8 protein-coding genes and 1 pseudogene are annotated in these 11,792 nt (G+C 60.3%); 2 read left to right on the top strand and 7 right to left on the bottom strand.

Annotated features, from left to right (window positions below; genetic code table 11):
- The 7 genes and pseudogenes from ACB035_RS06310 to ACB035_RS06340 all read right to left on the bottom strand — a co-directional run.
- A pseudogene (locus ACB035_RS06310) lies at window positions 1–137 on the bottom strand (IS3 family transposase); the annotation flags it as partial.
- 114 nt (window positions 138–251) lie between these two features.
- Entirely contained in the window at window positions 252–1,112 is an 861-nt protein-coding gene (gene pdxY / locus ACB035_RS06315) for a pyridoxal kinase PdxY (RefSeq protein WP_139735680.1), read from the bottom strand.
- A 93-nt stretch (window positions 1,113–1,205) separates the two neighbouring features.
- Entirely contained in the window at window positions 1,206–3,338 is a 2,133-nt protein-coding gene (locus tag ACB035_RS06320) for a lysine decarboxylase CadA (protein WP_042079860.1), read from the bottom strand.
- Window positions 3,339–3,415: 77 nt separating this feature from the next.
- Window positions 3,416–4,750: a cadaverine/lysine antiporter gene (cadB, locus tag ACB035_RS06325; RefSeq protein WP_005347861.1), complete on the bottom strand. Its 1,335-nt coding sequence runs from the start codon at window positions 4,748–4,750 to the stop codon at window positions 3,416–3,418.
- Window positions 4,751–5,501: 751 nt separating this feature from the next.
- Window positions 5,502–7,049 carry a lysine decarboxylation/transport transcriptional activator CadC gene (cadC, locus tag ACB035_RS06330; RefSeq protein WP_167557814.1) on the bottom strand — a complete coding sequence of 516 codons (1,548 nt, stop codon included), beginning with the start codon at window positions 7,047–7,049 and terminating at the stop codon, window positions 5,502–5,504.
- 392 nt (window positions 7,050–7,441) lie between these two features.
- A complete protein-coding gene (yjeH, locus tag ACB035_RS06335) occupies window positions 7,442–8,722 on the bottom strand; it encodes an L-methionine/branched-chain amino acid transporter (RefSeq protein ID WP_371166928.1) in 1,281 nt (426 codons plus the stop codon).
- 101 nt (window positions 8,723–8,823) lie between these two features.
- Window positions 8,824–9,723 (bottom strand): LysR family transcriptional regulator, encoded by a 900-nt coding sequence (locus ACB035_RS06340; protein ID WP_371166929.1) that lies wholly within the window; start codon window positions 9,721–9,723, stop codon window positions 8,824–8,826.
- Between the two features lie 155 nt (window positions 9,724–9,878).
- On the opposite strand from ACB035_RS06340, the gene ACB035_RS06345 reads away from it, so the two are divergent.
- Together ACB035_RS06345 and ACB035_RS06350 are read left to right on the top strand one after the other, a co-directional pair.
- A complete protein-coding gene (locus tag ACB035_RS06345; protein ID WP_108613122.1) occupies window positions 9,879–10,901 on the top strand; it encodes an MBL fold metallo-hydrolase in 1,023 nt (340 codons plus the stop codon).
- Between the two features lie 90 nt (window positions 10,902–10,991).
- Window positions 10,992–11,711: a substrate-binding periplasmic protein gene (locus ACB035_RS06350; protein WP_371166930.1), complete on the top strand. Its 720-nt coding sequence runs from the start codon at window positions 10,992–10,994 to the stop codon at window positions 11,709–11,711.
- Window positions 11,712–11,792 lie beyond the last annotated feature (81 nt).

The raw sequence follows: 11,792 nt of genomic DNA on the forward strand, positions 1-11,792 counted from the left end.
ACGGTGGAGCGGCCCTGAATGCCATAACGCACCTGAGCCTGTTTGTAGGTGAGCTCGCCTTTTTCAATCTGCTCGACCAGTGCCAGTTTAAAAGTCAGCGAGTAATCGCGCTGTGTCCGTTTCACACCTTGTCCCATCGGGTTCTCCATTTATTGGGGGGAAAGGTGTAAACCATATTCAGGACGGGACACTGACATATAAAAAGCCCTGATGATCAGGGCTTTGTTGTTTCTTCTGTGCGCGTAATCAGCTCAGAGGCGGGTCGCCCGGATGGAGACCTGCGGCAGCGCCATCTCATGCTGTGCCGCCACCAGTTGCAGCTCGTAGGCCCCCGCCAGCCAGGTCCGGCTCAGTACCGCATCAACGCTGGCGTTGGTAAGTTCGAACGCCGCCACCGGGGTACAACCGGCCAGCAGATTGGCCAGCATGGTGGCGCTCAGCAGATCCCCCACCCCGATGGGGTGGCGAGCAAAAGGGTAGAGTGGGCGGGAGAGATGAAAGGTTCCCTCCTCGCACACCAGCAACATTTCGAAGCGGTCCATGGCAAAACCTGCCTTGCCCAGATGCTTGACCATCACCAGCTTGACCCCTTGCGCGCGCAGTTGCTGGCACGCCTCGATGGCCTCCGGCACATTGCGGATATCGCGGCCGGTGAGCTGTTCCAGCTCCAGCAGATTGGGAGCCAACATATCGGCGCAGGCCAGTGCCCGGTTTTTCAGAAAATCGGCGACGCCGGGTGCCACTATGCACCCCTTGTCGGGGTGACCCATCACGGGGTCACAAAAGTAGAGGGCGGCCGGATTGAGCGCCTTGAGCCGGGCCACCGCCGCCAGGATCTCCTCCCCCTGTTCGGCCGAGCCGAGGTAGCCGCTCAGCAGCGCATCGCACTCGGCCAGCACGCCGATCTCCGCCAGGCCGTTTACCAGCTGACGGATATGACCGCCGGGCATCACCATCCCCTGCCAGCCTTCGCGGTATTGGGTGTGGTTGGAGAACTGCACCGTGTTCATCGGCCACACCTCGATCCCGAGGCGACGCATGGGAAAAACGGCGGCGCTGTTGCCGGCACAGCCAAAGACTACGTGGGATTGAATGGAGAGCACTCGCTTCATGATTGGCGACTCACGCAATAAGAACAGGAATTCCGGAGGGAAAAACGGGCCTTGCGGCCCGTTGTTGTCACTTTCGACTGTTGTCACTGTCGATTAACGCAGCACCTTGACGGTGTAGCTGCCATCGGCCTGACGATAGAGGCCGTGGATGTCGGTCTCGAAGCCCGGGTAGTGGGCACCGATCTCGCACAGCATCTCGAGGAACTCGAGCACCGGCAGAGAATCCTGGGTCACCATCTCGCCCGGCAGAACCAGCGGTACTCCCGGCGGGTACGGCAGGATCATGTTGGCGCTGATGCGGTCAACCATGTCACGCAACGGCACCTCTTCCAGATTGCCCGCCAGCTCTTGCTGCCATGCAGCATGCGGGGTCATCTTCATCTCCGGCAGCACGTCGAACGCCTTGAACATCAGCTCCGGCAGACGGTATTTGCAGGTCAGATCGTGGATGCTCTGGGCCAGCTCCTGAATGCGCATCCCTTCGTAGAAGCTCGGGTCTTCACGATAGAGGCTCGGCAGGATGTTCTTGATGGTCAGGTTCAGGTCGTAGCCACGCTTGAACTCGGTCAGGGCACGCAGCAGCTGCATCGCCTTGGACTGATCGATACCGATAGAGAAGAGGAACAGCATGTTGTAGGGGCCGGTCTTCTCGACCACGATGCCGCGCTCGTCGAGGAACTTGGAGACCAGAGAGGCAGGGATGCCCTTCTCCAGCAGCTGGCCGTCACGACCCATACCCGGAGTCAGCAGGGTGACCTTGATCGGATCCAGGTACATGTGGTTGTCATCGATGTCCTTGAAGCCGTGCCAGTCATCTTTCGGATCCAGCTTCCAGCACTCGACGGTGTCGATGTTGTCCGGCTGCCATACGTCGAAGAACCAGCCTTCGCTCTGATCACGCAGACGCTTGATCTCTTTGCGGAAGGAGATGGCGCGATCGATGGAGTCCTTGATCAGACGCTTGCCGGTGTTGCCACGCATCATGGCAGCGGAGATCTCGGTCGATGCCACGATGCCGTACTGCGGCGAGGTGGAGGTGTGCATCATGAAGGCTTCGTTGAAGGTCTCCTCCTCCACGTCACCCTTGATGTGGATCATCGAGGCCTGGGAGAAGGCCGCCAGCAGCTTGTGGGTGGACTGGGTTTCGTAGAACACCTTGCCCGGCATCGCTTCGCCGCTCATGCCGCACTTGCCTTCATAGATCGGGCTGAAGTTGGTGTAAGGCACCCAGGCACTGTCGAAGTGGATGTAAGGGGTATCCAGACTCTCCTTGATGAAGCCGGTGTTGTAGAGCAGGCCATCATAGGTGGAGTTGGTGACAACGGCGTAACGGGGAGCCTGGGCACCCGGTGTCGCGGCGACCTTGGCAGCGATGGTGTCGCGGCTGAATTCGCTCTGCGGGATACCACCCAGAATGCCGTAGGCGTTGCGGGTCGGACGGAAGTAGATCGGGGTCACGTCGTTCATCATCATCAGGTGAGTGAGCGACTTGTGGCAGTTGCGGTCAACCAGCACTGTGCTGCCCGCCGGTGCGGAGAACATGCCGACGATCTTGTTGGCAGTGGAGGTGCCGTTGGTGACGATATAGGAACGATCAGCGTTGAAGGTACGGGCGATGTACTCTTCGGCTTCCTTGTGCGGACCCGAGTGATCCAGCAGGGAGCCCAGCTCCGGCATGGAGATGGAAACGTCAGCCTTGAACGCGTTCGGGCCGTAGAAGTCATAGAAGATGCTGCCGGCCGGGCTCATCTGGAAGGCGGTACCGCCCATGTGACCCGGAGTACAGAAGGTGTATTTACCCTCTTCCACGTACTTGAACAGCGCCTTGGTGAACGGCGGCAGGATGGCGTCCTGATACTCCTGAGTGGCCTGACCCATCTTGAGGGCGATGTCGTCAGCCATGCCGAGACGGTACTCGAAGAAGTGCACGTTCAGACGCAGGTCGGTCAGGTGAATGTCCAGGGTGGACTGGTCGTTGGCGAAGGCGAAGATCGGCAGCTTCTCGTTGCGATCGTGGATCTCCTTGCACAGGCCCAGAGAGTATTTGTCCCAGTCGAAGATGGCGCCGCAAACGCGGGGGTTCTTCTCGATCAGTTTCAGCAGGTCGGCCACATCGACCGGATAAACAACCTCGAAACCCTTGCGCTCGAGGGAGGCTTGCAGCTGGCGAATGGGTTCTTCTTTAAAGAAAACGCCCAGGTGGTTGAGGATGGCAATGATATTCATCGTAATGCTCCACACGTAAAGGGGCGCTCTCCATCAGGGATGGTGAGTGAAGAGCGCTCGGAAGATAAAAGGGGGAATTAGTTGCTGGGTTGTTCGTTCAGCAGGGCGTCGTGCTGACGCAGACCCTGTTTTTTGGCGTAGAACATCAGGATGATGAGCGACACCACGAAGGTAGCGGTGAGGTTGGAACCCTTGGCACCCATCAGGGCTACCAGACAGAAGACACAGGCCACACCGGAGAAGATCATCGCGCCGATGCTGCGGGAGGTCATGCCCTCGAAGCGGATCAGGTTAATGCTGGAGTAGAAGTAGGGCAGCATGGTCAACAGCACCGCATCTGTGGTCAGCACGTTGAAGAGATCGGCTGCGTGAGCGGACTGGGAAGTGAAGGCGGTCAGGCCAACCATCAGGGCAGTCATCTTGAGGGAGCCCAGGATCAGACCCTTCTTGGCTACGCCGTTCTTGTCCACTTCGCCATAGATTTTCGGGAAGTTGCCGTCGTTGGCGGCACGCTTGCCCGCCTCGCCCACCAGCATCATCCAGGAGCCCAGCGAGGTGAAGCAGGCCAGGGCGGTGAAGGCAGAGACGAACGGCGCAGACCAGCTACCGAAGATGGCGGAAGAGGCCATTGCAAACGGGGCGCCGGAAGCAGCCACTTCACCGGCCGGGAACATGCCGCTGATCACCTGGGTAGAGAGGATGTAGATAACACCCGCGATACCGGTACCCAGCATGGTGGCAAGCGGTACAGTACGCTTGGGATTCTTCACCATGCCGGAAGAGACGGCGGCAGATTCAACACCGACGAAGGACCAGAGGCAGATCAGCACGGCGCTGATGACCGCATGCAGGTCGCTGCCGCTGGTGGTGTTCCAGTTCTGGCTGTAGACGGTGGCATCAAAATGACCCCAACCCATCACCGCAGTACCGACAACCGGCAGCAGGATCAGCACCAGACCCAGGGTACAGAGTCGGCTCACCCAGCTACCGCCAAGCAGGTTGACGAAGGTGAAGATCCAGACGGCAGCGATGGTGGCTGCGGCGGCCGGAATTGGGCTGTTGAGAATGGGGAAGAAGACCGAGAGGTAGGAGACACCGGTAATGGCGATGGCCAGGTTACCGATCCAGTTGGCGTGGTAATAGAGCACTCCGGTCTGGAAACCGAACACCGGAGAGATCTCGCCAGCGTAAGCAATGGGGCCACCCTCTTGCGGGTTCTTGGTAGCCAGGCGGGCGAAGACAAAGGCGAGGCCCATGGCGCCTACCAGACAGATTGCCCAGCTAAAAACAGAGATGGAGCCGATGGTGGCCAGTGCCGAAGGCAGCAGCGCGATGCCACTCCCCATCATGTTGCCGGCCACCACACCTGTACAGGCGATAAGGCCAATCTTCTTGCTCGTATCGAGGGACATAAGATCTCCGGTTCTATAAAAGGTCGGGTCGTCACATACACATTTGGCGGAACGCCCCGCCAAAGAATGGGCACAGACTAGGCCTCTCATCCCCGGAAAACATAAAGACCAGCTAAGGGATAAAAATATGAGGCAACTTTTTTCGCCGCCTCATCGTTTTTGATAAAAACCATTTAAAAACAGTAAATTGACATCACATCACACAGCCTTCTTGATAAAACCTTGATATCCGGCCAACCCGTTTTTGCCCCTTGATAACCCCCTTATCTCGCCGTCTTGATATTTTTGGTCAGATAAACCCGGGATAAAGCAGCGCCCATTGCGCCCCCTCCCCTTGTAACCATCCGAACGCCCAGCTGACCATCACCCTGAGTGGCCGCTCACCTTCTGTTCGCCCCTCCGCTCGTCTCATCACAATCCAAACTCAGAGGTAAAGCGCAACGGCGATAACCGGTAAGCAATGAGAAATGGGTCGAGACAGACAGCTTATCCCGCAACCGACAATGAGCAGATGTCACAAGCTGCGTGCGCGGCGTGAAGCCGAACAAACGCGAGTGCAGCGAATGCCGCGTGCAAGACAAAGGCAGATAGTGGGGAACTGCGGGGGGATAAATCGGGCCGCACCAGAGCGACTATCCCCGGTGGCAAACAAGCAGGATTGAAACAAGCAGAAACCGCACAGGCCGCCCGAAGGCAGCCTGTGGATGAGGTCGGCAACCGCACCGACCGGGGGAAAACCAACACTGCGGTGTTAGAAGAGCTTCACCTTGCTCTGGCCCAGCGCATTGAACAGAGCCGGAGTGAGGCTCTCCATATTGCTGTAGAAACCGAGCTGCTGGCAGAGCAGATAGGTCTGCTCGGTCGCCTCCATCAGGAAGGCCTGACTGTAGGCATCCCCCGCCGCCTCGGGGCGACCATCCAGCTCCGCCAGCTTGCCCTGCAGTATGTAGTAGAGCACCGAGCGGCCGCGACTCGCCGCCTTCTCCAGCAGATAGTTGGCCTGCTGTTGCTGGCCGTTGAGGATCGCCTGCAGGGTCAACGCCTCCCACACCCGAGCAGGGAGAGCACCGCTGTTTTGCACCACGCTGGCGAGATGAGTGCCAATCCCCTGCAGCCGCTCGCTCTCGGATTTGCCCGCCAGGGTGGCCAGCGCCTCGCCAGCCAGATAGCGCTCCGCCAACAGCAGCGGCTGATCCGGATGGGCAATCAACGCCTGCTCCAGCAGATCAATCCCACGCTTGAGGGCGACCGGATCCCGGCTGTTGATGTAGTACTGCGCCTCCATCATCGCCATCAGGGAGGCATCATCGGTCGGCCAGCCCATCCCCGGCTCGGCATCGGGTTGGTCGAGGGCGCGCAGCAGATCCTGGCTGCTGGCCTGCAACACGCCGTGCACACTGTGGCGACTGAGCTGGTACTGATGGCTGAACAGCACCCGGTTGGTGTTGATATTGCGATACTCCAGATCGAGATAGGTGCCACGGGGCTGGCGGGTGACCCGCACACTCAGCTCCTTGCCGGGCATGATGCCCCCCATCAGAGTGGTGGCGCCGTACTGCACCCGCAGCGGCGTAGCCACGGCCACCTCCCCCATCAGGGCGCGGGTAATGCCATCGGCGAGGCGCACGTTCTCGTTGTTGTCATCCATGCCGGAGTGGAAGCGGAACACCAGCAGATTGGGATCCAGCATGGCATGCACCTGGGGGCTGGTGTGCTGGTAGCTGAGCATGCTGACAATGGCGATCAGCACGATGGCCACGAAGATATCGAAACTCACCATCTTCCAGCGGCTGCGGGCATCCTTGGCATGGGTGGAGATGGCGCGAGTCAGGGGCCCGGCGGGAAAAGGGGCAACATTGGGCTGTGCATCATCATCCTGCTCAGCCGCGGGCGGGCTCAGATCGGAGAGCGTCGGGTTGTCTGAGAGAGTGGTATTGACCGCGGGCTGCTCGTCCGCCATCACTACGGAAACCACCTGCAGCGGCCGCACCGGTGCCACCAGCTTGTAGCCGCGCTTGGGTACGGTGACGATATAGTCGGTCGCATCGGTGCGACCATCTTTGAGGATCTTGCGCAGTTCGAAGATGGACTGGGTCACCACCTGATCGGTCACCTCGGCGCCATCCCACACCTCATTGATCAGGGCATCGCGGCCAAACACGGTGCCGGCATTGTGGGCCAGAAACCGCAACAGATTGACCAGTCTGGGTTCGAGGTAGACCTCGCGGTCGGGGCGACACAACATGTTGTCGTCAACGCTCAGGGTCCAGTCGTGGATCTCAAAAACCGATTCGCTCATGATTCACTCGCTGCAGATGGTGACAATGCACGATGAGAGAGACGCAAAACCCGGGCTGACTGAACGGAACAAGGCGCTATCACCACAGGTGACAGATAAAAAGAGAACCGAAGCAATCACATCTCTGAGAGTCAGTCTGGCCAGGCCATCCTGTTTACGTCTGAAGGGCATCCTTGCGGGCATTCCGACCACCGGGATCGGAAGGGATCACTTTAAGCAAAACGGGAGCTGGATCCCACTTTTTTTGGCTATAAATCGCCGTTGAGTTGATCCGACACCGCACTTTTCGGCAAATAGCGTGCCAACTAGTATTCATATGAACATCCCATATGCCGTAATCAAAAAGCCCTGAACATCAGGGCTTTCTCATTTCTTCGACCATCGGGGAGACGTTACTTCGCTACCGGAAGCGCATCCTGCTGACGACTGCGGCGCAGATGACGCCGCCACAACGAGAACCCGCCGTAGCCAAGACTGAGCACCACCGCATAGAGCACCTGAGTGGCGAGCGCCACCAGCACCAGAGCGCAGAGCAGCACACTCACCCCCGCCAGTCCCTTGCCCACCCCGCCAAGCAGGCGCCAGCCCGCCGCCATGCAGAGCAGATAGACCAGCACGAAGTTGCCGTTGGCGTAGCGGATCAGCTCATCGAGCGGCAGTCGCAGCCAGATGATAAGGGTGATGCAGAGCAGACAGATGGCGAGCACCAGACCGAGCGCCCGCAGCGGTGCGCCGCGGGCGGTGAGCATGGCCAGCGAAGCGGGCAGCTTGCCTTCCCGCGCCATGCTCCAGATCAGCCGGGCAAAGCCCTGAATGTAGATGTTGATGCTGGCAAAACAGGAGAGGTAGCCGAGCACCGCCACCAGCCACTTGGCGGTGGGGCCAAACAGCAGCGCCAGCAGGGAGGGGATGGCGGTGGCGTTTTTCGCCTCATCGCCGTAGAGGCCATATTTGAGCACCACCAGCGAGTGCACCCAGTAGATAAGTCCCGCCAGCAGCACCCCGCCGAGCAGGGCGATGGGGTAGTCCCGCTCCGGCCGCTTGAACTCCTCCCCCATGTGGGCGAAGGCTTCCAGCCCGACGAAACACCAGAACATCACCGCCAGCGCCGTAGCCATGGCGGGCCACTCGTCCGCGCTCGGCAGCGGCCGGGCCGCATCGCGCCAGCTCACCTCTCCCTTGAACCAGATCAGCAGGGTGAGCCCCAGAATAGCCAGAGCTATCAACAGTTGCAGGTTGCCGGAGGAGCGCGCCCCGCGCAGCCCCAGCAGGAATACCCCGAGCAGGGTCAGCAGCTGGATGGCCCAGAGGGTCCACTCCCCCATCTCGAACAGGGCATGCCAGAAGCCGGCGGCAATCATCAGGGCGGCAGGCAGGCCCACCGGCAGCACAGCCAGAAACAGGAAGGCGGAGAAGCGCTCGGCGCCGTTGCCAAAGGCGAGGCCAATCAGGTGCGGCGCACCGCCCGCATGGGGATAGCGACGGCCGAGGCGAGCGAAGGTAAAGGCGATGGGCAGCACCAGCGCTATCAGCAGCAACCAGGCCCAGAGCGAGGCCCCACCCGCCAGCGAGGCGGCAGTCGCCGGTACCACGAAGATCCCGGTGCCGAGCAGCGAGGTGGCGAGCAGCCCCATCCCCTGCCAGAGCCCGAGATCCTTTTTCAACCCAGACATATCCTTTTGTCCCGACTAGAAAAACATCCCGCCATGTTAGGCCTGCTCCGCCCCTTTGTTAAGCACGATGGTTAAGCGCGGCGGCGAGAATATGCAGCCTTTTATTCAGGCTCGGGCCCAGCTTGCAGGGATTCGGCCAGAAAATCCCCCAGCAGGGTGATCTTGAGCACCTGCCGCCGCGCCGCCGGATAGATGAAGTAGAGGGTCTTGGCCGGGCTCTGATAGCGGCCAAGCAGCGGCAGCAAACGCCCCGAAGCGATATGGTCACTCACCTGTTCGGCTGGCTGCAAGGTGATGCCAGCCCCCGAGAGCGCAGCCGTCAACAAGGCTGGCCAGTGATTGATGCGCAGGCGCGAGGCGACCCGCACCTCCTCGCTCTGGCCATCCTCACCGACAAACTGCCAGCGCTCATGCTCGCCCCAGTTGCCGTGCAGACACTGGTGGCGAACTAGATCGGCCGGATGACGGGGCACGCCGTGGCGATTGAGGTAGTCAGGGGCTGCGCAGAGCCAGTAGTGCTGGGTCAGCAGCGGACGGGCAATCAGCGCCTCATCCTGCGGGCGCAGGGTGCGGATAGCGGCGTCGAACCCCTCCTCCACCAGATCGACCCAGCGCGGGGTGAGCTGCAGATCCAGATCCAGCTTGGGGTAGCGGTCGAGAAAAGCGGGCAACAGCGGCACCAGCCGGTGGTGGCCAAAGCTGAGGGGGGCAGCGATGCGCAGCCGTCCGGCCGGCTCAGCCAACAGATTCTGGGTGAGCGATTCGGTCAATGCCAGCTCCTCCAGCACCCGCTGGCAGCGAGCCAAAAACAGCTGGCCTAGTTCGGTGAGGGTCTGCTGGCGGGTGGTCTTGTGAAACAGCTTGCCCCCCAGCCACAGCTCCAGTCCCAGCACATGCTTGCCCACCATCTGGGCGCTGATCCCCTCTTCGCTCGCCACCGCGCTGTAAGAGCCGAGATCCACCACCCGGATGAAGATACGCATGCTGGTCAATCGGTCCACAACCCCTCCTTTTTGCCCATTTCAAGGCCGTTTAGCCCGCGACAAGGGCCCTAATTCACAACCAAAAGTTTAGTAAGAAATGGATTTTAGCCAATTTATTCAACTTTTAGTTGCCAATACAGTGATGCCATCCCTCCCCCACAGGATAAATTCCCATGAAAAGCACCTATCTGGCCGCCCTGCTGGTCGGTCTGCTGGCCAGCGGCGCCAGTCAGGCTGCCGAGAGCAGCTTTATCAGCAACCACGATCAAGCCCCTGCCTCAGCAACTCAAGCCCGGCCCGATATTTTTAGGGTCAGCCTGCTCGGCACCGGCACTCCGGTACCCCAGATCAGCCGGGGCGGCTACAGCACTCTGGTCGAAGCGGGCAACCAGAAGCTGGTGTTCGATTTTGGCCGCAACTCCGCCACTCGCCTGTGGCAGCTGCATATCCCCATCGGCCGGGTCAACGCCTTCTTCCTCACCCACTTTCACTCCGACCACACCAACGGGCTGGCGGATCTCTGGCTGACCGGCTGGCTGCAACCGGCCTATGGCCAGCGCCACGCGCCGATGGAACTCTACGGCCCCAAAGGCACCACAGCTCTCGCCCGTGGCTTGCAGCAGGCCTACGCCACCGACATCGCCACCCGGGTCAAGGATGAGGGAACGCCGCTGGACGGGGTGGAGATCAACAGCCACGAGGTCACCGCCGGGGTGGTCTACAACCATGATGGGGTCAAGGTAACCGCCTTTGACAACGACCACGGGGTCAACATCAAGCCGTCATTCGGCTATCGCATCGACTACCACGGCCACAGCGTGGTGCTCTCCGGCGATACCCGCTACAGCCCCGAAGTAGTGAAGCAGGCCAAAGGGGCCGATCTGCTGGTGCACTGCGTCTCCATGACCTCTGCCGAGCAGATGAAGGCCAACCCCGGCTACAAGGCGATCGCCGGTCACCTCGCCTCCCCTGAGCAGGCGGCCCGGGTAATGAACGAAGCCAAACCGGCGCTGACCGTGTTCAGCCATATCGGCCTCAACGGCAAGATCAGGGTGAAGGATCTGGCGCAGGATCTGCGCGCCCGCTACTCGGGCCCCTTTGTCATCGGCAACGACCTGATGCAGATTGATCTGCCTACCACGGCCTCCGGCAAGGGCTATGCCCTCTGGCAGTCGGAGAATATCGACAACAAATAGAGGCACGGATGCCGGTCAGCCATGGCCGGCATCCGCAATCGACACCGGGGGCTATCTTTAAGGGGTGTTTGACCACAAGGAGTTATCCCTATGAGCCTGAAATGGAAGCACCTCGCCCTGGCCACTCTTCCCTTGTTCGGCATGTCGGCCGCTCAGGCGGCGGTGTTGACCAGCCTTGAATGGCCACCTTACACCAGCGCCAGCCTCCCTGAGCAGGGCAAGAGCAGTCAGGTGGTGACCGCAGCCTTTGCCCTGGCTGGCGACCCGCTGACCATCAAGTTCTACCCCTGGCAACGGGCCGTGGACGAGGCGACCAACAACCCCGAGGTACTGGGTTATTTCCCCGAGTATCTCGACCCCAAGAGCAGTTGCCTCTTCTCAGACCCCATAGGTAACGGCCCTCTCGGCTTTGCCCAGCGGGCCGATCAGCCGGTCACCTGGCAGAGCCTTGATGACCTCAAGGGCAAGAAAATTGGCGTCGTCACCGGCTATGTGAATACCACCGAGTTCGACGAAAAAGTGGCCAGCAAGGCACTCTCGGCCGATGCCACCAGCTCGGACAGCCAGAACCTGCTCAAGCTCGGCAACGGTCGGCTCGATCTGGCGGTTATCGACCAGAATGTGATGACCTATCTGCTGGAGAGCGATCCCCAACTCAAGGGCGTTGCCGCCAACCTCGGCTTCAACGGCAAGATCCTCGAGGACAAGTCCCTCCACGTCTGCTTTACCAACACCGCCAAGGGGAAAGAGGCGCGGGACAAATTCAACAAGGCGCTGACCAGTGACGAGGTGAAGAAGCTGATGAAGTAGCGATACCGCATCCGCTCGCAGCCCCAAACAGCCATAAAAAAGCCGCCTCTTGCGAGGCGGCTTCTTCATTCAACTTGGTAA

This window comes from Aeromonas sp. S12(2024), assembly GCF_041402305.1.
Lineage (GTDB): Bacteria > Pseudomonadota > Gammaproteobacteria > Enterobacterales > Aeromonadaceae > Aeromonas > Aeromonas veronii.

Excerpts from the sequence above, each read along its gene's own strand:
- pdxY (WP_139735680.1), bottom strand. The coding sequence starts at position 1,112 with ATGAAGCGAGTGCTCTCCATTCAATCCCACGTAGTCTTTGGCTGTGCC.
- ACB035_RS06320 (WP_042079860.1), bottom strand. The coding sequence starts at position 3,338 with ATGAATATCATTGCCATCCTCAACCACCTGGGCGTTTTCTTTAAAGAA.
- cadB (WP_005347861.1), bottom strand. The coding sequence starts at position 4,750 with ATGTCCCTCGATACGAGCAAGAAGATTGGCCTTATCGCCTGTACAGGT.
- cadC (WP_167557814.1), bottom strand. The coding sequence starts at position 7,049 with ATGAGCGAATCGGTTTTTGAGATCCACGACTGGACCCTGAGCGTTGAC.
- yjeH (WP_371166928.1), bottom strand. The coding sequence starts at position 8,722 with ATGTCTGGGTTGAAAAAGGATCTCGGGCTCTGGCAGGGGATGGGGCTG.
- ACB035_RS06345 (WP_108613122.1), top strand. The coding sequence starts at position 9,879 with ATGAAAAGCACCTATCTGGCCGCCCTGCTGGTCGGTCTGCTGGCCAGC.
- ACB035_RS06350 (WP_371166930.1), top strand. The coding sequence starts at position 10,992 with ATGAGCCTGAAATGGAAGCACCTCGCCCTGGCCACTCTTCCCTTGTTC.